Origin of the sequence: Martelella sp. HB161492 (assembly GCF_013184775.1) — a bacterium.
Classification (GTDB): Bacteria; Pseudomonadota; Alphaproteobacteria; order Rhizobiales; family Rhizobiaceae; genus Martelella.
Map to the genome: position 1 here is coordinate 93,092 of NZ_JAATVV010000005.1, position 22,859 is coordinate 115,950.

Genomic DNA, 22,859 nt, shown 5'->3' on the forward strand with positions numbered 1-22,859 from the left:
ACAGCAGCGGGATACACACACATGAAGACAGTATTGGCGACCCTGGCCGCGGGACTGTTGGCAGCCCATGCCGCAGCGGCAGATGAAATTCATGTCTATAATTGGTCAGATTATATCGACCCCGACCTGCTCGAGGCCTTTGAGCAGGAAACCGGCATCCATGTCGTCTACGACGTGTTCGACAGTAACGAAATACTCGAAACCAAGCTTCTGGCCGGTCATTCCGGCTATGATGTGGTCGTGCCTTCCGGCGAATTCCTGCAACGTCAGATCCAGGCCGGCGTATTTCAGAAACTCGACAAGTCGAAATTACCCAATCTGAAGAACATGTGGCCCGAAATCGAGAAGCGGGCCGCAATCTTCGATCCGGGCAATGCCTATTCGGTGAACTATATGTGGGGAACCACCGGGATTGGCGTCAATCCCGAAAAGGTCAAGGACGTTCTAGGCGACGACGCCCCGGTCGACAGCCTTGCGCTGGTTTTCGATCCCGAGAACATGTCCAAGCTCGCTGCCTGCGGCGTGACCTTCCTTGATGCGCCCAAGGAGATGTTCCCGGCCGCGCTGCAATATCTGGGCAAGGATCCCGACAGCAAGGACCCCGACGACCTCGCGGCGGCCGAAAAACTGCTGGAGGGTGTTCGCCCTTATGTCGGCAAATTCGACAGCTCCGACTACATCAACGACCTAGCGAACGGCAATATCTGCGTCGCCTTCGGCTGGTCGGGCGACATCCTGCAATCCGCCGATCAGGCGGAACAGGCCGATGCCGGCGTGACGGTCGAATATCACATCCCGAAGGAAGGGGCCGCGATGTGGTTTGACGAAATGGCCATCCCCGCCGACGCGCCGAACCCGGACGGCGCGCTGGCCTTCATCAACTTCATGATGGACCCGCAGAATATCGCCAAATCCACCAACTATGTCTTCTATGCGAACGGCAATCTGGCGGCGCAGGCCTATGTCGATAAGGACATTCTCGACGACCCGTCAATCTATCCGCCGGAAGACGTCATGCAGCGGCTGTTCATTACCACGCCCTATGATGCGAAAGTGCAGCGCAGTGCGACCCGGCTCTGGACCCAGCTGAAATCCGGTACGTGAGCATGATTGGCGGCCCTCGCCATGCGCGGGGGCCTTCATCTTGAATGCCGCCATAAGAGGTCCAGATGGTCCAGACCAAACCGCATCCAGTCTTCGCCCCGTGGGAAGATGCCAAAGCGACGCCGCTGATACGGGCACAGAATATCCGCAAGACATTCGGCACCTTCACCGCCATCGAGGATCTGACCCTCGATATCTATGAGCGTGAATTCTTTGCGCTGCTCGGCCCGTCCGGCTGCGGAAAGACCACGTTGATGCGGGTGATTGCCGGGTTCGAGGCCCCGACGGCCGGGCAGATCCTGTTTGGCGGAAAAGATATCACGCCGCTGTCCCCGAACCGCCGCCCCTTCAACATGATGTTTCAGAACTATGCCCTGTTCCCGCACTTGAGCGTTTGGGAGAACATCGCTTTCGGGCTCAAGCGCGAAAAAATGCCGAAAGATCAGGTTGCCGCACGCGTCAAGGAAATGCTGCGTCTGACACATCTGGAGAAATTCGCCAGCCGCAAACCGCATCAGATCTCGGGTGGACAGCGCCAGCGCGTCGCCCTGGCCCGCTCGCTTGCCAAGGCCCCCAAACTTCTGCTGCTGGATGAGCCGCTCGGCGCGCTTGACAAGAAACTGCGTCAGGAGACCCAGTTCGAGCTGATGGATATCCAGGAGCGCACCGGCACAACCTTCATCATCGTCACCCATGATCAGGAAGAAGCCATGACTGTCGCCTCACGCGTGGCGGTGATGGATGAAGGCAGGCTGGTTCAGGTCGCCACCCCGGCCGGCATCTACGAGACCCCGGAAACCGTCTATGTCGCGGATTTCATCGGTGACGTGAATATCTTCGAGGGCAATGCCGATCCCAGTTCCGATGACAAGGTCGACATTCACTATGCCGAGGGTAGCGTTCCGATCCACGCCCGCATGGGGGAGAGGGTTTCGCAGGGGCAACGGGTCTTCTATGCCGTCCGTCCCGAAAAGATCATGGTCGCCGCCGCACCCGATCCCGAACGCGCCAACCATGCCCGCGGCCGCGTGATCGACATAGCCTATGTCGGCAATATCTCGACCTATCACGTGCAGCTGGAGAGCGGTCAGATGGTGTCGGCGCAGATGACCAATGCCAGACGCCTTTCGCGGCGCGATTTCACCTGGGAAGACGACGTCTGGCTCAGCTGGACAGATACTGCCGGTATCGTGCTGACGCGATAGGATGAAGCGATGAACCTCCGCCGCCTGGCCCTGATTGCCATTCCCTTCCTCTGGCTGCTGACGCTGTTTCTGATTCCGTTCCTGATCGCGCTGAAGATCTCGCTCTCCGAAATCGCACTCGCCATCCCGCCCTATACGCCGACGCTGGACATTTGGGGCGGCTGGGGCGCGATCAGATCTTTCGTCTCCCAGCTCAGCTTCGACAATTTCATCTATCTGACGACCGACGACCTCTACTGGAAATCCTATGTTTCCAGTCTGAAGATCGCGTTCTTCGCCACGATCCTGACGCTCGTCGCCGGCTATCCGATTGCCTATGCCATGTCGCGCGCGCGTGACGAGTGGCGCCCGGCGCTGCTGATGCTGGTGATCCTGCCCTTCTGGAGTTCGTTCCTGATCCGCATCTATGCCTGGATCGGCATCATCTCGAAGGAGGGACTGATCAACCAGCTATTGACCTGGCTGGGCGTGATTGATCAGCCGCTGCAGATGATGAATACCGATTTCGCCATCTATCTCGGCATTCTCTACGGCTATCTGCCCTTCATGGTGCTGCCGATCTATGCAGCTCTCGACAAGATGGATGTTTCGCTTCTGGAGGCGGCCGAGGATCTCGGCTGTTCACGACTTTCGGCCTTCTGGCTGGTGACCGTGCCACAATCGAAACAGGGGATCATCGCCGGATGCTTTCTGGTCTTCATCCCCGCCATCGGCGAATTTGTCATCCCCTCGCTTCTCGGCGGATCGCACACGCTGATGATCGGCTCGGTTCTGTGGGATGAATTCTTCTCCAATCGCGACTGGCCGACCGCCTCGGCCGTCGCGGTGGTGCTGCTGATCATCCTCATCGTGCCGATCCTTCTGTTCCAGCGTTCGCAGACCCGGGCCGAGGAGGACGGACAATGAGGCGCAACCTGAGTGTCTTCAATCTTGTCTCGCTGGTTCTCGGATTCAGCTTTCTTTACGCACCGCTGGTGATCCTCATCACCTACAGCTTCAACGCCTCGAAGCTGGTGGCGGTGTGGGGTGGTTTCTCGTTCAAATGGTACGGCGTCCTGTTTCAGGACGATCAGATGCTTTCTGCTGCCTGGATCACGCTTCAGGTTGCAGTGATGTCGGCCACGCTCGGCACCATTCTGGGCACCATGACCGCCCTGGTGCTGGTGCGGATCCGGCGGTTTCCGGGGCGGACCCTGTTTACGGGAATGACCTTTGCGCCGCTGGTCATGCCGGATGTAATCATCGGCCTGTCGCTTCTGCTGCTGTTCATCGCGCTGGGGATCGAACGCGGCGTCATGACCGTGGTGCTGGCGCACACGACCTTTCTGATGTGCTATGTCTCGGTTGTCGTGACGGCACGCCTCAAATCCTTCGATCAGGCGCTGGAAGAGGCCGCCCTCGATCTCGGTTGCACCCCGCTCAGCGCATTCCGACTTGTGACCCTGCCGATCATCGCACCGGCCATCATTTCTGGCTGGCTTCTGGCCTTCACCCTCTCGCTCGACGATCTGGTCATCGCCTCCTTCACCACGGGACCGGCCTCGACCACGCTGCCGATCAAGATCTACTCCTCGATCAGGCTCGGCGTCTCACCCGAGATCAACGCCCTGTCGACGATCCTGCTGGCCATTGTGGCAACCGGCGTCATCGGCGCAAGCGTGATGTCACGCCAGGCCATCCGTCGCCGGCGCCGCGACGAGACCCTTGCCAGCGGCGACTGAACGCGCCCCGTAACTTGGTCATATTCCGAAACCAAACAGTCATTGGCCCGCCGCCCAACGATGATATGTCAGACCTCTTGGCGAGCCTTTCTGTCGCGTTGAAATTGCTGCCCGCCATCCAACATGGACAGAAAACGCGCAAACGCCAAGTTCAGCCAGCCAGCAATGCCGCGTTTCCGCCGGACGCCGTGGTGTCGACGCAGAGGTGGCGCTCATGCAGGACATGGGCGCGATCCGGCATGGCGGTGATCAGCGGCAGGATCGCCCCGTCCCGCTTTGCCAGCGCCTTCGAGAGGGCAGCAGCCTCCGCCTCACCACCCCACCAGAGGCAGCCGGAAAAGCCCGTCAGCGCCGCGATTGCATCCGGATCGGCGTCGCCCTCGACCATCACCGCCTTGCCGCCAAGCGCTTCGACCGCATCGGCCTGCACCAGTGCTGCGGCCCTGCCGGGGCCAAGGCACAGGAGCGGCGGTCTGGAATAGAAGGCCAGCCGGTTGAGCTCGCCGGTTACGCCGGGCATGATCTCCTCGCCGCGTTTCTCCTCGGAAAGGGCGGCAAGCTTTGCCGCGACGGCATCGAGATCGGCGGACTTTGCCCATTTACCCGCTTTTGCATGGGCCTCTTCCGGCACGTAGAAGCGCGGAAGGTAAAGCGGCCCGCCGGCCTTCGGCCCGGTGCCTGAGAGCCCCTCGCCACCGAAAGGCTGCGAGCCGACAACGGCGCCGATCTGGTTACGGTTGACATAAATATTGCCGACATGAATGCTTTCGGCAACATCCTGAACGCGATCGTCAATGCGGGTATGCAAACCGAACGTCAGGCCGAAGCCGCGCGCATTGATATCCGCGACAACCCTGTCGATGTCGCGTGCCTTGAAGGTGGCAACATGCAGCACCGGCCCGAAGATTTCCCGCTCGAGCCCGTCAATGCCATCGACCCTGATCAGCGTCGGCGCAATGAAGGTGCCACCCTCGTGCGGCGTCAGCTGGTGCAGGATCTGGTCGGACTTTTCTGCAAGATAGGCCTGAATGCCGTCACGCGCTTCCGCGTCAATGACGGGGCCGACATCGGTGGCGAAATTCCATGGATCATCCAGGGCAAGCTCGTCCATCGCCCCCTTGATCATCGCGATCACGTGCTCTGCCGTATCCTCCTGAATATAGAGGCATCGGAGCGCCGAGCAGCGCTGACCGGCCGACTGGAAGGCCGAGGCGACGATATCGCGCACCGCCTGTTCGGGCAGCGCCGTGCTGTCGACAATCATCGCATTGAGGCCGCCGGTCTCGGCAATCAGCGGTGCGCCGGGCGCAAGATTGTCCGCCATCGAAGCGGCAATCCGTTTCGCCGTATCCGTCGAGCCGGTGAAGACAACGCCTGAAATGCGCGGATCGGCAGAAAGCTGTGCCCCGACCGTCGGGCCATCGCCAGGCAAAAGCTGCAGCGCGGTGCGCGGCACACCGGCCTGATGCAGAAGTTCAACCGCCTTGCAGGCAATCAGCGATGTCTGTTCCGCCGGCTTGGCAAGAACCGCATTGCCGGCCATCAGCGCCGCCGAGAGCTGGCCGGTGAAGATGGCGAGCGGGAAATTCCACGGACTGATGGCGGCAAAGATGCCGCGTGGCGCTGCATCGATCTTTTCGCCTTCGTTTGCATAATAGCGCAGGAAGTCCACCGCCTCACGCACCTCACCGATGGCATCGGCAAGTGTCTTGCCTGCCTCGCGTGCCAGAAGTGCGAAGAAGAGCCCGTAATGCGCCTCGTAGAGGTCTGCGGCGCGGCGCAGGCAAGCGGCGCGTTCCGCCGCCGGAGCGCTCCACGGCATGGCATCATCGAGCGCGCGCGAAACGGTGGCGGCATCGGCATCAACCACCTCGGAAATCACCGCGCCGGTGGCGGGATTGTGGACCTGCCGGGCCGAACCCGACGGTGGCGAGACCGTCAATGGCGACCCTTTCGGCAGATCGGCAGTGCGCGCGGTCTCAATCTCGGCCAGTACACCGTCATCGCTGATGTCCCAGCCGCGTGCAGTGACGCGATCGGCGCCGAAGACTTGGCTGACTGGCTTGAGACCGGAGGGCGCGCGGGCAGTTTCAAGCCCGGCAAACGGGTCGCGGGCCACGGTTTCGGGGGTGATCGAGGTATCGACGATCTGATGCACGAAGGACGAATTCGCACCGTTTTCGAGCAGGCGGCGCACCAGATAGGCCAGAAGATCGCGATGGGCGCCAACCGGGGCATAGATGCGGCAATGGCCCTTGGTTTCCTTGAGCACGATATCATGCAGCCGCTCGCCCATGCCATGCAGGCGCTGGAATTCGTAAGGCCTGCCATCGGCCATTTCCAGGATCGCTGCAATCGTATGAGCATTGTGCGAGGCAAATTGCGGGAAGATCCGGTCCCCCATGGAGAAAAGCTTCTTCGCCAGGCAAAGATAGGAAACGTCGGTCGCGGTCTTCGAGGTGAAGAGCGGGAAATCCGGCATGCCGTTGACCTGGGCGAGCTTCATCTCGGTGTCCCAATAGGCGCCCTTGACGAGACGGATGTTGATCTTGCGGTCATAGCGCGTCGCCATGGCGTAAAGCGCATCAATGGCGGCCCCTGCCCGCTTGCCATAGGCCTGAACCACGACGCCGAAGCCATCCCAGCCGGAAAGAGTCTCGTCGGCCATGACAGCCTCGATCACCTTGAAGGAAATGACCAGCCGGGCCTGCTCCTCGGCATCGACATGAAGCGCGATCCCGGCCTCTTTCGCCTGCCGCGCCAATCTGGTGACAACCGGCACCAGTTCCGCCATCACCCGTTCTTCCTTGGCCACTTCATAACGCGGGTGCAACGCCGAAAGCTTGATCGAAATCCCGGGATTATCAACAGTGGCAGCATGAACGGCGGCCTTGCCGATGGCGGTGATGGCATTTTCATAGGAGCGGGCATAGCGGTCGGCATCGGCGCTGGTCATCGCCGCCTCGCCCAGCATGTCGAAGGAATAGGTGAAGCCCTGCTTGTTGCGTGCCTCGCCGCGCTTCAGCGCGCCCTCAATGGTTTCGCCCAGCACGAACTGGCGGCCCATTTCCTTCATCACCCGGGTGACCGCGGTGCGGATCACCGGCTCGCCGAGCCGGCGGACAAGACCGTGCAGTGTATTAGCAATCCCGGGCTCGCTCTTTTCATCCAGCACCTTGCCGGTCAGCATCAGCCCCCAGGTCGAAGCATTGACCAGCGAGGATGCCGCTGTGCCCAGATGCTTGTTCCATTCCGACGGTGCGATCTTGTCTTCGATCAGCGCATCGATCGTGTCACGGTCCGGCACGCGCAGCATCGCTTCGGCCAGACACATCAGCGCCACGCCCTCGCGGGTCGAAAGCCCGTATTCGGAGAGAAAATGCTCCATCAACGTGGGTTTGCTCTCGCTGCGAATACGGCGAACCAGATCGGCCGCGCGGGCGCTGATGGCCGCACGCTCGTCTGCGGTGATGCGGGCCTGATCGACCAACTCCTTCAGACATGCCTGCTCGTCGGCAAATTTCGCGGTAAAATTCAGTGTATCGAAATTGATATTGGTCATGCTGTTCCTCGGTTTTTTTGTGAGGTTATCGCCAATTCCTTGGACCATGCGACTGAAGAATGTTAAAGACTTGGTCTATCAGACCAAAATTCAGGTTTCATATGGTATCAACCGCGAAGATCGACGCTATCGACCGCAGGATCCTCGAAATTCTCGTCGACAATGCGCGCATTCCTCTGACGGAACTGTCACGCATGGTGGGTCTTTCAAAGACTCCCGTCGCGCTGCGCATCCGGCAGATGGAGGCCATGGGCCTGATCACCGGATACCGTGCCATTCTCTCACCGATCAAACTCGGCCTCACCCATGTCACCTATGTGACCGTAAAGGTAACAGACACGCGCGAAAAGGCCCTGCTTCAGTTCAATGAGGCCGTTCGCAAAATCCCCGAAGTCGAGGAATGCTACATGATCACCGGCGGCTTCGACTATCAGCTGAAGGTCCGCTCGCGCGATATGATGCACTTTCGCGAGATCATGGCCGGACGGATCTCGGAACTCCCCTTTGTCAGTTCAACGACCAGCTATGTGGCCATGGAAGCCGTCGTCGAACAAAGCTGGGTTGAACTTTAAAAAACACATCAACCCTGCATAATCACCAAAGAAGAGTTTGAACAGCCCCGCTTGTTCAAAAGATCACCAGAAAAGCGAGCCTTCCGCGCTTTTTCTGGCCGCAGCCTCTCCGCCTTTGGCGGCAACCGAAAAGCCATTGCGATGCGCCATCCCGCCAGTCGCAGACAATCAAGTTCACGCGGCTAAATCAGCGCATCGGCGGCGGATTATCCGGTTTGAGTTCAGCGGCTATCAGCCGGACCGTCTGGTCCGCCCAGTTTGGCAACGCCCCGCTCCAGTCGGCAACGGAACTTGGACGATAGGTCGCGACGGCGGCAATTGTGATCCTGCGACCATCGTTGTGCTCCTCAGGCAGCGTGCCAACCGAAGCTGCATAACCGCCGAACAGCGGCGTCTGGAACACCCAGTCGCCCTGCAGCATGGTGCCAAGCCCGTAGCTGAAATCACGCGTTAGCCTGTGACAGGTCGGGCATCCCTCAAGCGGAGCACCGAAACCGATCAGCGCCGGCGTAATCATTGCCTGACGCGCCGCTTTGCTGAGAAAACCATCGGCGCCGACAATCGCGTCAAAGCTTTTCGCCATATCCGAGATGGTCGCCACCTGGATAGCTCCGCTCGGAAGCGTCCAGGATGGGTTCCAGAACGTGGCATCCTCCAGAAAGCCGCGTTCGGCGGTGAAGCCATGCAGCACGGGCGCAGGGATCTCGGCATTGTCAAATCCGAATGTCCCGGTCAGGTTCAGCGGTGTCAGAATATAATCCTGCATCAGCTGATGCATCGGTTTTCCGGTGGCAGCGGTCAGCACCTGACCGAGAATGACGTAGTCGCTATGCGAATAGTCCCAGTTCGTCCCCGGCGCGAAACGGCGCGGCATCGAAAGGCTGACAGCGATCAGCGCATCAGGCGTCCAGGTCGCGAAGGGATCTTCCGTGAAGGGTTCAACAAAGCCATCCTGATTGGCGACATGATCAGGATAGCCGGCGGTCATATTCGCAAGCATCCGGATGGTGACCGTGTCAGCGTCCGGCAGATCAGGCAACCATCTGGAGATCGGGGCATCGAGCTCAACAGCTCCCTCTTCAGACAGCTTGAGAGCAAGGGCTGCAACATAGGCAAGCCCGACTGCGCCATTGCGAAACCGAACCTCCGTCGTCGCAGGTACCCCCGTCATGGCCTCGCCCAGCGCTTCACTGAAGACCGGTTCGCCATCCACCCTCACCTCAACGATCAGAGCGTTGAGATCACGCGCGTCGAACTGCGCCCGGACGATATCGCCGATGGCGGTGACATCTGCCGGCTGCGCCGGCGACGGGTCGGCCGCCGCCATTTCGGCGCTGGCACCGATCAGCAGCAGGCAGGAAAAGGCAGTGAAGAGGGATCGCATCGCTGTCTCGCTTTCGGACCGGTCACACCGGCATTTCCCCGGGCCTTGAGCACACGCATGATCATTGCAAAGCCCGCAGACGACAAGACGGCGCCACCGCGATCAAAGGCAATGCGTCCCGGCGGTCAGCCGGCAGTGCAAGTCGGATTTGCACCGGTTGTGTACGATACCGACAGTAAAACCGATACGATTTTTCCATGCAAGTGACGAATGACATTTATCAGTCATTTCAGTGATGACATGCCACCAGAACAAGACGGGCGCGACCTTCGTCACGCCCGCCCGAAATCTCGAAATCGATGTCTTTCAGCCCGGCTGTCCGTAATAGGCGTTCTTGCCGTGTTTCCGGAGGAAGTGCTTGTCCAGCAATTCCTGCTCGATGTGCTGCAGACCGGGGTTCAGCTGCATCGACATCATTGCCATATGGGCGATGCATTCGACGGCAACTGCGACCTCAACTGCCTTGGCAACCGATTTGCCCCAGGTGAAGGGCGCGTGGCGATTGACCAGAACGCCCGGAAAGTCCAGCGGATCGAGCCCCTTGAAGCGCTCAAGGATGACATTGCCGGTTTCCCATTCATAGGCGCTGGCGATTTCCTCCGGCGTCATTTTCCGGGTCACCGGAATCTCGCCGTAGAAATAGTCCGCATGGGTCGTGCCGAAATTCGGGATCGGCCTGCCCGCCTGGGCAAAGGCGGTGGCATGACTGGAATGGGTATGCACCACGCCGCCAATCCCCTCAAATGCCATCAGCAGGCAGCGATGGGTCGGCGTGTCTGACGAGGGGCGCATATTCCCCTCGACAGTCTTGCCGTCGAAATCGACCACCACCATGTTGTCCGGAGACAGCTCGTCGTAATCGACACCGCTCGGCTTGATGGCAAAGACGGCGCGGTCACGATCCGCCGCACTGGCATTGCCGAAGGTCAGGTTGATCAGCCCGTGTTTCGGCAGCGCGATATTGGCTTCATAGGCCTCGCGCCGGATCTCTTTATAAATCGACATGTCACCCTCCTCAGGCCCTGAAGCCCTTGGCAATGTGCCAGTAGACTTCATTGGTCATCAGGTCCTGCTTGAATTGCGGGATCGTCGTGTCGGCATTGATCACCGCCAGCTCGATACCGGCCATGGTGGCAAAATCTTCCAGCATCTCGGTGGTGACATCAAAGGAGAAGGCCGTGTGATGCGCACCGCCAGCAAGGATCCAGGACTGCAGCGCCGTCTTGAAATCCGGCTTGCATTCCCAGACCGCACTGGCAACCGGCAGGTTCGGCAGAGCGGGATGTTCGACCGTCGTCACCTCGTTGACCAGCAGGCGGAAGCGGTTGCCCATATCCATCAGGCTCGCCGACACCGCGTCGCCAAGACGGGCATCGAACACCAGACGAACGGGATCAGCCTTGCCGCCAATGCCGAGCGGATGGATTTCCACCTTGGGCTTGTCGGCAGCGATCGTCGGGCAAACTTCCAGCATATGCGACCCGAGCACCTGCTCGGCGCCGGGAACCATATGATAGGTATAATCCTCCATGAAGGAGGTCGCACCGGACAGGCCATGGCCCATCACCTTCAGCGCCCGCACCAGCGCCACCGTCTTCCAGTCGCCCTCCCCCGCAAATCCGAAACCAGCCGCCATCATGCGCTGCGAGGCAATGCCCGGCAGCTGCTCAACCCCGTGCAGATCCTCGAACGTGTCGGTAAAGCCCTTGAAACCGCCCTCGGCGAAGAAGGCCTTGAGCGCCAGCTCCTGGCGGGCCGCGTGCAGCAGCGAATGATGCTTGTCGCCGCCCTTCTTCAGAACCGGCATGACATCGTAGAGGGTCTCATATTCGGCGGCGAGTGCGGCAACATCGCTGTCAGCGATGCCGGACATCACGTCGACCAGATCCATGATTCCGTAACCGGAGACCGAAAAGCCGAAGGCCATTTCGGCGGCGACCTTGTCGCCTTCCGTCACCGCGACCTCGCGCATATTGTCACCGAAGCGGCAGAAGCGGCCGCCCTGCCAGTCGTGCCAGGCGCGTGCGGCCCGCATCCAGGCATCAATGCGGGCATGAACGTCCGTGTCGGTCCAGTGGCCGACAACGACCTTGCGGCCAAGCCTGAGGCGCGAATGGATGAAACCGGCCTCGCGGTCGCCATGGGCAGACTGGTTGAGGTTCATATAGTCCATATCGATCGTATCCCACGGCAATTCGCGGGCAAACTGGGTATGGAGATGCATGAAGGGTTTGGTGAGCTGCGACAGGCCGCGGATCCACATCTTGGCCGGCGAGAACGTGTGCATCCACAGGATCAGACCACCGCATTCAGGATCGGCATTGGCACGGATGCAAAGATCCGTCACCTCGGCGGAGGACTTGGCCACCGGCTGGGTGACGATTTCGAGCGGCAGGCCGGCTTCCTTCGACAGATAGTCGGTAATCTTCGCCAGCTGTGCATCCACCTGGGCCAGGGTTTCCGGGCCATAAAGGTGCTGCGAGCCGCAGACGAACCAGATTTTGACAGGCTTTAAGCCGAGCATGGTCATTCCCTTTCAAATTTCAAACACTTGGCGACGGAGGCGTTACGCCCGGGCTTCGTCGCGAATATCGATGAGTTCCTTCATCACGGTGGAGAAATCGGCGTCACGGGTCACCCCGCCAAAGCCGTCATGCAGCGTGATGTAGAGCCCATAAAGCTTCTCATAGACGGCAACATTTTCCGGGATCGGATCGTAGCGGATGTCCTTCAGCCCCGTCATTGCCGCGGTGGTTTCGGCCAGCGTGTCATGCGCTCCGGCGACCGACGCGGCAGCCACAGCCGCACCGAGCGCGCAGGTCTGGGCCGAGCGGGTCACCAGCATCGAGCGGTTCATGACATCGGCATAGATCTGCATCAGCATCGGGTTCTTCTCGGCAATGCCGCCAGCGCAGACCACCTCATTGATCGGCACGCCGAAATCGGTCATCCGCTCAACAATGGCACGCGCGCCAAAGGCCGTTGCTTCCACCAGCGCGCGATAGATTTCCGAACGCGTCGTATAGAGAGTCTGGCCCATGATCAGGCCGGTCAGGCGCTGGTCAACGAGGATGGTACGGTTGCCATTGTTCCAGTCGAGCGCGATCAGCCCGCTCTGACCCGGCTTCATGGCCGTGGCCTCTGCCGTCAGCTCGGCATGCAGCGAGGCATCGCCCTTGCAGACACGTTCGACCCACCACTTGAAAATATCGCCGACGGCGGACTGCCCGGCTTCGATGCCGAAATAGCCCGGCAGGATCGAGCCTTCGACAATGCCGCAGAGACCCGGGATCGTGTCCGTGCCACTCGACGGCGGCACCACGGCGCAGTCGCAGGTGGACGTGCCGATGACCTTGACCAGCATCCCTTCGCGAATGCCGCAGCCGATCGAGCCCAGATGGTTGTCGAAAGCGCCGGTGGCAATCATGATCCCTTCCGGCAGGCCGAGCTTTTCTGCCCATTCAGCCGAAAGCGCGCCCGCCGGCGTGGCGATATCCTGTGCTGTCTCGTAAAGCCGGTCGCGCAATTTTGCGATCTTCGGATCGAGCATGCCGAGGAATTCCTTGTCGGGAAGTCCACCCCATTTGGGATTGTAGAGCCCCTTATGACCGGCCGCACAGACACCCCGGCGAATGTCTGCCGGCTTGTCGATGCCTGAAAGAACGGCCGGAATCCAGTCAGCGATCTCCACCCAGGAAGCGGCGGCATCAAAGACCGCCGGATCGACATTGAGGCAGTGCCAGATTTTCGACCACCACCATTCCGACGAATAGGTATCGCCGACCATGGCCAGATATTGCGGCCGCTCGGCCTTGCCAAGCTCGGTGATCTTGCCAGCCTCGCGCCAGGAGGTGTGGTCCTTCCACAGCCAGCAATAGGCGTTGAGATTGTCTGCAAAACGCGGATCCACGGCGAGCGCACGGTTTTCGCTATCCACCGGCAGCGGACTGGAGCCCGTCGTATCGACACCGATGCCGATCACCCGCTCAGGCGCGAAGTCGGGATGGTTTGAAGCAGCAGCAAGCGCACCTTTCACACTCACCTCGAGACCGGCGAGATAGTCAGCCGGGCTCTGGCGGGCGAGAAGCGGATTGGCTGGATCGAGCAGCACGCCCTGATCGCCGCTTGGATAGTTGAACACATGGGTTCCATATTCGAAGCCGTCGTCGCAGCCGACGACAAGGGCGCGAACGGAGTTCGTGCCATAATCAAGGCCGATCGAGAAGGCTTTGTTGGCCCTGGACATTGCGGTGTACTCCCTGGCTGGGACTGTTTTTATGGGTTGTGGACATCACCGGCGCCTGACTGCGCCGATGATCTTTTGCGGTGAAGATCAGGCCGGAGCGCTGCGCGCCACGGTGAGCTTGAGAAGCCCCTTCTGCAGCAGGATGAAGAGGAGCAGGAGAATGCCGATTGCCATCTTGGTCCACCAGCTCGAAAGCGTCCCGTCAAAGACGATGTAAGTCTGGATTAACCCCATGGTCAACACGCCGAACAGCGTGCCAAAAACATAGCCGGCGCCACCCGTCAGAAGCGTGCCGCCAATGACGACCGTCGCAATTGCGGACAACTCCGTGCCGACGGTCGCCAGCGGATAACCCGAGCCGGTATAGATGGCGAAAACAATGCCGCCGAGCCCGGCCATGAAGCCGGAAAAGGCATAGATGGCAATCGTCGTCTGGCCCACCCTGGCACCCATCAGCTTGGCCGTCTGCTCGCCGCCGCCAATCGCAAAGATCGACGCGCCGAAGCGGGTCTTGTGGGCGACGATATGACCGACGACAAAGGCCAGCAGCATGATGATACCGATCAGCGTCAGCCGTCCCTTGCCGGGCATCACCCAATAGGTCTTTTGCAGGGCCTTGAAGAAGGGATCGGCGATCGGGATGGAATCGATCGTCATCATGTAGGCAACGCCGCGGGCCAGGAACATGCCGGCCAGCGTGACGATGAAGGCCGGCATGGCAAGCTTGTGGATCAGGAAGCCCATCGCCGCACCGAAAGCGGTGGTGACCACCAGCAGCAGGGCGAAAACGACCAGCGGGTGAAGTCCGGTATCGCGCAGCAAAACCGCGATGAAGACGCCGGAAAAGGCAATCACCGAGCCGACCGAGAGGTCGATCCCCCCGGACAGGATCACCACCGTCATGCCGACGGCGACGATACCGAGATAGGCATTGTCGGTGAGCAGGTTACCGGCGACGCGGGTCGACAGCATGGCCGGGAACTGCGTGTAGCAGATCGCATAGGCAACGATGAAAATCGCGATCGTGGCAAACAGCGGATAGAGACGCGGGTTTTTCATTTTGCCCCCCTGCGAACAGCCGGATCATTCGTCGTTGCAGACGCGCCGCGACGGAAGAAATCCTGACGGAAGAACTTCAGATCACCGACAACATTGGGTGATTGCAGAACCAGAATGATGACCACCAGCGCTGCCTTGATGACCAGATTATATTCCGATGGGAAACCCGCCAGAAGAATGCCGGTATCGATGGTCTGGATGATCAGCGCACCGATGACGGAAGCCGAGATCGAGAACCGGCCGCCAAGCAGCGAATTGCCACCGATAACGGTCGCCAGCACCGCATCAAGTTCCAGCCAGAGCCCCGCATTATTGGCATCCGCCCCGCGGATGTCGGCAGCCGTGATAATGCCGGCAACCGCTGCGCAAAGGCCTGACGCCATATAGACGGCAATCAGCAGCACCCGCGCATTGACGCCGGCAAGCGACGCCGCCTTCATGTTCACGCCGACTGCCTCGACCAGAAGGCCGAGCGCGGTGCGCCGCATCACGAGAATGGCAATCACTGCGGCCAGAAGCCAGATCACGGTTGGCACCGGGATACCGAACAGAGCCCCGGAACCGAGCCAGGCAAAACCCGGCGCGTTGAACGTAAGGATACGGCCTTCGGTGATCAGCTGGGCAATCCCGCGTCCCGAAATCATCAGGATCAGCGTCGCAACAATCGGCTGAATGCCGATAAAGGCAACCAGTGTCCCGTTGAAAAGGCCGGCAATCAGCCCGGCGACCAGCGCCATGAAGATCGCGGCCGGAATGCCGTAGCCCGCCGTCAGCGTGGCGGCGGCAACCGCGCCGGTGATGGCAATCACCGTGCCGACCGAAAGGTCGATGCCCTTGGTCGCCACCACCAGCGTCATGCCGATGGACAAGAGTGCGACAGGTGCTGCCCGTTTCAATACGTCGACGACCGGGCCGACAAAACGGCCGGATGAATAATCGACCTGAAGGAAGGCCGGGAAGAACACCGAAACCAGCGCCACCAGAAAGGCCAGAGTGACAAGTTGCGGCAGAACCCGCTTGATTCCCTGTGGCATCACGCAACCTCCTCCTGCTTCTTCGAGGTGGCAATCGCCCGGACGATATTGTCCGAGACGATTTCCTCACCGACGAGCTCAGCGACATGGGCGCGGTCGCGCACCACGATCACCCGGTCGGCAACCGCGATCAGTTCGTCAAGTTCGGACGAAATCACCAGGATAGACATACCCTCGGCGGTGATCTCCTGGATCAGATGCAGGATTTCCGCATGTGCCCCGACATCGATGCCGCGTGTCGGCTCGTCGAGAATGAGAAAGCGTGGATTCATCGCCAGCCAGCGCGCCAGAACAACCTTTTGCTGGTTGCCGCCCGACAGCTCGCCAATCGGCTTTTCCGGACCAGACGTCCTGATGTCGAGCTTCTCGATATAATCAGCGACGATCCGGTCCTGTTCGGCGCGCGGGATCGGCCGCGCCCAGCCGCGCCTGGCCTGCATGGCCAGCGCGATATTCTCGCGGATGGAGAGATCGGCAATGATCCCGTCCGTCTTGCGGTCCTCCGGCGCAAAGCCGAAACCCGCCGCAATGGCATCACGCGGACTTGTGATCTTGAGCGGCCCATTCTGATCGGAGATCGTTCCCGTCTGGGCGTGCCGCACCCCGAATACCAGCTGCGCGGTTTCGGTTCGCCCGGAGCCAAGCAGACCGGCAAGTCCGACGACCTCGCCCTTGTGAATGTCGAGATCGAAGGGTTCGACCATGTTCTTGCGGCCAAGCCCGCGCATGGTCAGGATCGGTTCCGCACCGACACGACCTTCCGTCGGCCGGCGGGCACCCTCGCCTTCCTCGCCTTCCAGCTCCCGGCCGAGCATATGCGAAATCAGCCGGATCCGGTCGAGATCGGCGGTCTTTTCGGTGACGATCTTGCGCCCATTGCGCAGAACCGTGATCCGGTCCGTCAGTTCAAAGACCTGATCGAGAAAATGGGATACGAAAATAATCCCCAGCCCCTCATCGCGCAGCCGGCGCACGACATCAAACAGCATGCGCACTTCGCGGGTATCGAGACTGGCCGTCGGCTCGTCAAGGATCAGCACCTTGCCGGAAAGCGCCACGGCGCGGGCGATGGCGATGATCTGCTGCACGGCAACGGAATAGGTGCCGAGGTCGCGGCTGACATCAATGTCGAGGCCATAGCCTTCCAGCATTTTCAGCGCATCGATCTTCATGGTGCGGTTATCGATCACACCGAAGCGGCGCGGTTCGCGGCCGAAGGTCAGGTTCTGCGCGACGGTGAGATTGGGAAGGAGGTTGACCTCCTGATAGACGGTGCCAATGCCCAGTTCCTGCGCTTCCGACGTGGAGCGCGGCGAAATCTGCGCGCCATTGAGCGTGATGGAGCCGGCATCGCGATGATAGGCACCGGTCAGGCACTTGATCAGCGTCGACTTTCCCGCGCCATTCTCGCCCAGAAGCGCATGAACCTCTCCTGCGGCCAGCTCGAAATTGACGTGGTCGAGCGCAGTCATGCCCAGAAAGGTCTTCGTCAGAGATTCAATTTCCAATAGCATTTCAATTCACCCCGGTTCGGGCGCAAGGCCCAGGCTTGACCCGCCGGGGCCGATGAAACGGCCCCGGCGGCTCGGGAGGGGACCTTAATAACCAAGGTCCTTGCGGCGGGCATATTCGCCGGCCGGATCGTCAGCCTGGGTGTAAAGCTTCGATTCCGTCTGGATGAATTTCGGCGGCATGGTGCCGTCTTTCCAGTAGGCAGCGAGCGCATCAAAGGCCGGACCGGCCATATTCGGCGTCAGTTCAACCGTGGCGTTGGTCTCGCCTTCGGACATCGCCTTGAAATAGTCCGGAACGGCATCAATCGAGACCACCAGAATGTCGGATCCGGGCTTCAGACCGGCCTCCTTGATGGCCTGGATGGCGCCGACGGCCATGTCATCATTATGCGAGAAGAGCGCACAGATATTCTGGCCGCCATTTTCCGCCTGCAGGAAGCTTTCCATGACTTCCTTGCCCTGCGAGCGGGTGAAATCGCCGGTCTGACTGCGGATGATCTTGATGTTGGGATGCGATGCAACGGTATCATCGAACCCCTTCTTGCGGTCGATGGCAACGGAAGAACCGGTCGTGCCTTCCAGTTCAACCACATTGCAATCCTTGTCGCCGACGGTGTCGATCAGCCAGTTGGCGGCAACTTCGCCCTCATGCACAACGTTGGAGCCGACGGCCGTCATGTAAAGATCATCCGGTGCATCGACCTGACGGTCGAGCAGGATCACCGGAATGCCGGCATCCTTTGCCTCTTCCAGCGCGCTGTCCCAGCCGGTTGCAACAACCGGAGCCAGGAAGATCGCGTCAACGCCCTGCGCCACGAAGGAGCGGATCGCAGCAATCTGGTTTTCCTGCTTCTGCTGTGCATCGGAGAATTTCAGATCGATGCCGCGTTCTTCAGCCTGCTGTTTGGTGATGGTCGTTTCGGCGGCGCGCCAGCCGGATTCCGAACCGATCTGCGAAAAGCCGACCGTTTCCGCCGATGCGGCGGCAGCGCTCATCGCCAGCGCGGCGACGGTCGTCAAAAGCAATGCTTTCATAAAAAGTCCTCCCAGTGATCGTCGGGCCAACCGTTCCTCTCCGGTTCAAACCCAACAGGATGCCCGCCAGAAGCGGACGATGACGCAAGCGCACCACGCGCCGTCAGGTCAGCAGATTTGCGACAAACACCATCCTTTCCGCACGCGCCTCCACCTCCAGAGACAACCTGCGGATGTTTCGGGTACAACTTTCCCGACCCGCGCCGGATCATTCCGGCCGGGCATGCAGTTGGATTGTTCGTCAACCTCCCCTTCGGCCGCAAAAGAGCGCCCGAGCTATGGAGCGAGCGGTCAAAATCCAAATTTAACGCTTTATTTTCAGGACGTTAAATAAAAATTACAACCAAATCGCTGAAGCCATAGTTGCAATTTTGTGCTAGACGTTCAAATGAATAATAACTCAATAGATATAGCGAAATTGGTATATCCTATGGCTGGCAAGGAGCAGATATTCCTCGAAGACGAGTTTATCCGCAGGGGCTTGCGTTTTTCGCAGCTCCGGCTGATCTCGATCCTTGAGCGCAGCGGGCAGATCTCCGCCGCTGCCGCCCAGCTGGGCATGACCCAGTCGGCCGCATCGCGCCTCTTGGGCGAACTCGAACATACCGTCGGCGCCAAGCTTTATGATCGTCACGGCCGCGGCGTGGTGCTGACCGAAATCGGCTACGCCATCGCCCAGCGCGCCGTTGTCATCCTGCATCAGCTTGACGAGAGCCATCGCGAGATCGCCCAGATGGCTGCCGGTGCGCGCGGCTCCGTCCGCATGGGCGCGGTTACCGGCCCATCGCTGGAGATCGTGATGCCGGTGATCCGCGAACTGCGCCGCAACTATCCCGAAATCGAGCTGACCGTGCAGGTTGATACGTCCGACAAGCTCTCGGAAGCGCTTTTCTCCTACAATCTCGATTTCTATCTCGGCCGCCTGCCGGAGGATATGGATGCCAAGACCGTCACCATGCGCCCGATCGGCTTCGAGCCGGTCAGTATCATGGCCCGGCTCGATCACCCGCTTGCCAGCGCCGACACGCTGTCCATCGGCGACTGTCTCGATTTTGACTGGGTGCTGCAGCCGGCCGGCTCGCCGCTGCGCCGCTCGATCGAGATCCACCTCCTCGCCCATGGCCTGATGTTGCCGAAACATATTCTCGTCACCACCTCGGCCCTGTTGACACTCGCAATCATCTCCGAGACCGATGCCATCAGCCCGGTTGCCCGCCCGGTTGCCGCCTTCTTCGAAAAAGAAGGCATTCTCGGTGGCCGGGTCTGCCAGCTACCGCTGAAGGAAGAGATCAATGTCAGTCCCTATTCATTGATCCAGCGCGCTGACGGCTCTCCCTCGCCGCCGGTCTGGCGGGTGCTGACACTGATCGAAAAGCAGCTCGCCAACCTGTTTGCCTCCCGTTGAAGCGGCCCGCACCGGGCATTCGCCGTCAGGATCTCACGCAAAACGAGAAAAATAGCGGCTGAGGCGCGGCCACTGCTTCCCCTCGTGCTTAAGCAGCGATAAACGAAGAATGTGGGCGCCCGTCGCGCGATTCCTGTTCAGGACAGATCGCCTCGGCGGAAAAACGGGGAAAACCATGACACAGATCGGCATTGCGATCGTCGGTTTCGGCAAGATCGCCCGCGATCAGCATTTGCCTGCGATCACGGCCGATCACCAGTTCCGGCTGGCGGGTGTTGTCGACCCGACCCTGCCAGACGATATTCGCCCCGCATTCACTTCGCTTAACGCCCTGCTTGACGCCGACCGCAATATCGACGCCCTTGCCCTTTGCGTGCCCCCGCATGCACGTTTTCCGCTTGCCATGGCGGCGCTAAAGGCCGGCTGTCACGTCCTGCTCGAAAAACCACCGGCGACCAGTCTTGCGGAGATGGCAACACTGAAACAGGAAGCCGACAGAAGGGGACTGACACTGTTTGCCAGCTGGCACAGCCGTTTCGCCCCGGCCGCGGAACCCGCCCGCCGGCTGGTCGCGCAAAGCGCCGTCCGCGCGGCGAGGCTGCGCTGGCATGAGGACGTGCGACGCTGGCATCCCCGTCAGGACTGGATCTGGCAAAGCGGCGCTTTCGGCGTGTTTGACAGCGGCATCAACGGCCTGGCGCTTCTCGGCCATATCTTGCCGATGCCGCTTCATTTGCACGCCGCTCACCTCGTCTACCCCGATGGCCGTGATGCCCCGATCGCCGCTCGCCTGCAGTTTGAAGGTGCAGCTGGCCTTGGCATCGAGGCCGCATTTGACTGGCGCAAAACCGGTCCAGACGACAAGATGATCGTCGTCGAAACCGATAGCGGCTCCATCGAGATCGATCGCAGCGGCATGCGTCTGCGCCACAATGGCGTAACGCTCTGTGAAGCGCCTGAACGCGAATATGCAGGGCTCTATCGCCACTTCGCCACCCTCATTGGCAGCGGACAAAGTGATGTCGATACCAGTCCTCTGGCGCAGGTCACGGACGCGCTTGCCCGCGGCATACGCGAAACGGGCCCTGCCTTTTGCGAATGACCGGAAGACAGACAATCTGTCGCAAAAGCACGTCCATCCATTGAAACAATGCTGCCAGCTGACCATGTGACAAGAGCCAAGATCTTTCTTGCTGCACCGGTATCACACACGGCTCGCGGCACCCGTCTCGTTTCATCAAGGGAGAATTCCATGACCGACGCGGCTCAATCCGGCACCTTCAAAATCGGCGGCGATATCACCATCAACCGGCTCGGCTACGGCGCCATGCGCATCACCGGCAAGGGCGTCTGGGGCGAACCTGAAGACAGAGCCGAAGCGCTCAGAACCCTGAAACGCCTTCCCGAACTCGGCATCAACTTCATCGACACGGCCGACAGTTACGGACCAGACGTGTCCGAATGGCTGATCCGTGAGGCGCTTCATCCCTATGGCGGGATCACGATCGCCACAAAAGGCGGACTGACCCGCACCGGGCCTGGCATCTGGCTCCCTGTCGGCCGCCCTGAATATCTGCGCCAGCAGCTTCACAAGAGCCTGCGCAACCTCAAGCTCGAGCAGATTCCGCTCTGGCAGCTGCACCGCATTGACCAGAAGGTTCCCGCCGACGAGCAGTTCGGCGCCATTGCCGAATTTATCGCGGAAGGGCTGATCGCCCATGCCGGACTGTCAGAAGTCTCGGTCGATGACATCAAGGCCGCCTCTGCCCATTTCAAGGTTGCCACAGTTCAGAACCGCTACAATCTGATCGACCGAACCAGCGAAGCCGTGCTCGACTATTGCAGCGCGCATGGAATCGGCTTCATTCCCTGGTTCCCGCTTGCCGCCGGCGCGCTGGCCGGCCCCGGGACGATCATGGATGCAATTGCCAAAGCGCATGACGCCACGCCGGGTCAGATCGCCCTGGCCTGGATCCTCAAGCGCAGCCCGGTGATGCTGCCGATCCCCGGCACGTCAAAATGCGCCCATCTGGAGGAGAATATCGCCGGTGCGGGCATCCGCCTCACAGACGCGGAATTTGCCGAACTCGACAAGGCCGGCCGCGCCGCCTTTGCTGACAAGAAAGACTGACACGGCAACGACATCGCGATATCACGCGCGAACGCCGCCTGCCGGCGGCGTTCAGGCGGCGCGGGCTTCGGCAATCGCGGCATGCAACACATCTGCTCCGATGACGCCCGGAAACAACGTCTGGTCGACGATGTAAGACGGTGTCCCGATGAAGCCGAAGGCATCGGCCTGAAGATAGTTGCGATCAAGAAGGCCGTTGATCTTGCGGCTGTTGCGTTTCACGGCGGCAGAAACCGCATCCATATCAAGTCCGGCGTTGGCGAGGATCATGTCGACGGTCGCCATCTCCAGCCGCCCCGTCGCGCCCATCAGCGCATTAAGGCCTGTCTCATACTGGCCGATCTGAGCGGCCCCCAGAACGCACTGCGCCGCATAGGCGGAAACCGGTCCGAAGATCGGCCAGTCTTTCATCACCAGCCGCGTATTGCCATCATCGGCGACAGCCTTGCGCAGCATCGGATAATCGCGTTTGCAATAGCTGCATTGGTAGTCGAAATAGACGACCACCGTCACGTCGCCGTCCGGATTGCCAATGACCGGTGCATCCTTGTCGAACAAGACGGCCTTGGGCGATGGCTGTTCGCCGGCCAAGGCGGTGCCTGCGGCAAGAAACGGGACGGAAGCCCCCACGACCGCGAGAAATCCTCTGCGTGAAATCATCAAAGTCTTCCTTTCTCGCACATTGCGCGCATCCCGTTCGAAGATTGCGAACCTGCCCGTATTCGCGCGTAATCGCAAGTCCGGACAAGAACTATCTTAGGTGGAATTTTTATTACCTGCTCTTTATGGTTTATTTTCGGTTGGCGGTCCAGATCGCCGGCCACGACGGAGCGTCGTCCAACCCGAATTCACCCGACTTGTGAGAACCGGCGACCAAAACCGCCGGC

General features: G+C 60.3%; 18 protein-coding genes. 8 read left to right on the forward strand and 10 right to left on the reverse strand.

Annotated features, from left to right (window positions below):
• Window positions 1-21: 21 nt before the first annotated feature.
• From HCK86_RS09800 to HCK86_RS09815, 4 genes are all read left to right on the forward strand, one after another.
• On the forward strand, window positions 22-1,104 hold the full coding sequence (locus HCK86_RS09800; RefSeq protein WP_176084285.1) for a polyamine ABC transporter substrate-binding protein: 1,083 nt from the start codon (window positions 22-24) through the stop codon (window positions 1,102-1,104).
• Between the two features lie 65 nt (window positions 1,105-1,169).
• Window positions 1,170-2,309, forward strand: coding sequence for a polyamine ABC transporter ATP-binding protein (gene potA, locus HCK86_RS09805; protein WP_176084286.1), 1,140 nt, complete (start codon window positions 1,170-1,172; stop codon window positions 2,307-2,309).
• 9 nt (window positions 2,310-2,318) lie between these two features.
• Window positions 2,319-3,215, forward strand: coding sequence for an ABC transporter permease subunit (locus HCK86_RS09810; RefSeq protein WP_176084287.1), 897 nt, complete (start codon window positions 2,319-2,321; stop codon window positions 3,213-3,215).
• On the forward strand, window positions 3,212-4,030 hold the full coding sequence (locus HCK86_RS09815; protein WP_176084288.1) for an ABC transporter permease subunit: 819 nt from the start codon (window positions 3,212-3,214) through the stop codon (window positions 4,028-4,030). Before HCK86_RS09810 ends, HCK86_RS09815 begins: the two co-directional genes overlap by 4 nt.
• Window positions 4,031-4,181: 151 nt before the next feature.
• Here the strand turns inward: HCK86_RS09815 and putA are convergent, their stop codons facing one another.
• Window positions 4,182-7,592, reverse strand: coding sequence for a bifunctional proline dehydrogenase/L-glutamate gamma-semialdehyde dehydrogenase PutA (gene putA / locus HCK86_RS09820; protein WP_176084289.1), 3,411 nt, complete (start codon window positions 7,590-7,592; stop codon window positions 4,182-4,184).
• Window positions 7,593-7,693: 101 nt separating this feature from the next.
• Between putA and HCK86_RS09825 the strand changes: the two genes are divergently transcribed.
• Window positions 7,694-8,164, forward strand: coding sequence for an Lrp/AsnC family transcriptional regulator (locus HCK86_RS09825; protein ID WP_176084290.1), 471 nt, complete (start codon window positions 7,694-7,696; stop codon window positions 8,162-8,164).
• Between the two features lie 187 nt (window positions 8,165-8,351).
• On the opposite strand, the gene HCK86_RS09830 is transcribed toward HCK86_RS09825, so the two are convergent.
• The 8 genes from HCK86_RS09830 to ytfQ all read right to left on the reverse strand — a co-directional run bounded on the left by HCK86_RS09830 (window position 8,352) and on the right by ytfQ (window position 18,436).
• The gene (locus HCK86_RS09830) at window positions 8,352-9,548 is read right to left on the reverse strand and encodes a serine hydrolase domain-containing protein (RefSeq protein WP_176084291.1); all 1,197 of its coding nucleotides are present in this window, start codon (window positions 9,546-9,548) and stop codon (window positions 8,352-8,354) included.
• Window positions 9,549-9,854: 306 nt separating this feature from the next.
• On the reverse strand, window positions 9,855-10,553 hold the full coding sequence (gene araD / locus HCK86_RS09835) for an L-ribulose-5-phosphate 4-epimerase AraD (protein ID WP_176084292.1): 699 nt from the start codon (window positions 10,551-10,553) through the stop codon (window positions 9,855-9,857).
• 10 nt (window positions 10,554-10,563) lie between these two features.
• Window positions 10,564-12,072, reverse strand: a complete 1,509-nt coding sequence (araA, locus tag HCK86_RS09840) for an L-arabinose isomerase (protein WP_176084293.1) — start codon at window positions 12,070-12,072, stop codon at window positions 10,564-10,566.
• Between the two features lie 42 nt (window positions 12,073-12,114).
• Window positions 12,115-13,794, reverse strand: a complete 1,680-nt coding sequence (locus HCK86_RS09845) for a ribulokinase (protein WP_176084294.1) — start codon at window positions 13,792-13,794, stop codon at window positions 12,115-12,117.
• 87 nt (window positions 13,795-13,881) lie between these two features.
• A complete protein-coding gene (gene yjfF, locus HCK86_RS09850) occupies window positions 13,882-14,853 on the reverse strand; it encodes a galactofuranose ABC transporter, permease protein YjfF (RefSeq protein ID WP_176084295.1) in 972 nt (323 codons plus the stop codon).
• Complete coding sequence (locus tag HCK86_RS09855; protein ID WP_176084296.1) at window positions 14,850-15,887, reverse strand: ABC transporter permease; 1,038 nt, start codon at window positions 15,885-15,887, stop codon at window positions 14,850-14,852. Before HCK86_RS09855 ends, yjfF begins: the two co-directional genes overlap by 4 nt.
• Entirely contained in the window at window positions 15,887-17,401 is a 1,515-nt protein-coding gene (locus tag HCK86_RS09860) for a sugar ABC transporter ATP-binding protein (protein WP_176084297.1), read from the reverse strand. Before HCK86_RS09860 ends, HCK86_RS09855 begins: the two co-directional genes overlap by 1 nt.
• A gap of 84 nt (window positions 17,402-17,485) precedes the next feature.
• The gene (gene ytfQ / locus HCK86_RS09865; protein ID WP_176084298.1) at window positions 17,486-18,436 is read right to left on the reverse strand and encodes a galactofuranose ABC transporter, galactofuranose-binding protein YtfQ; all 951 of its coding nucleotides are present in this window, start codon (window positions 18,434-18,436) and stop codon (window positions 17,486-17,488) included.
• 430 nt (window positions 18,437-18,866) lie between these two features.
• Between ytfQ and HCK86_RS09870 the strand changes: the two genes are divergently transcribed.
• From HCK86_RS09870 to HCK86_RS09880, 3 genes are all read left to right on the forward strand, one after another.
• Window positions 18,867-19,841: a LysR substrate-binding domain-containing protein gene (locus HCK86_RS09870; protein ID WP_176084299.1), complete on the forward strand. Its 975-nt coding sequence runs from the start codon at window positions 18,867-18,869 to the stop codon at window positions 19,839-19,841.
• 175 nt (window positions 19,842-20,016) lie between these two features.
• On the forward strand, window positions 20,017-20,943 hold the full coding sequence (locus HCK86_RS09875) for a Gfo/Idh/MocA family oxidoreductase (protein ID WP_176084300.1): 927 nt from the start codon (window positions 20,017-20,019) through the stop codon (window positions 20,941-20,943).
• Window positions 20,944-21,093: 150 nt separating this feature from the next.
• Window positions 21,094-21,972, forward strand: coding sequence for an aldo/keto reductase (locus tag HCK86_RS09880; RefSeq protein ID WP_176084301.1), 879 nt, complete (start codon window positions 21,094-21,096; stop codon window positions 21,970-21,972).
• Window positions 21,973-22,023: 51 nt separating this feature from the next.
• Here the strand turns inward: HCK86_RS09880 and HCK86_RS09885 are convergent, their stop codons facing one another.
• Window positions 22,024-22,632: a DsbA family protein gene (locus HCK86_RS09885; protein WP_176084302.1), complete on the reverse strand. Its 609-nt coding sequence runs from the start codon at window positions 22,630-22,632 to the stop codon at window positions 22,024-22,026.
• Window positions 22,633-22,859 lie beyond the last annotated feature (227 nt).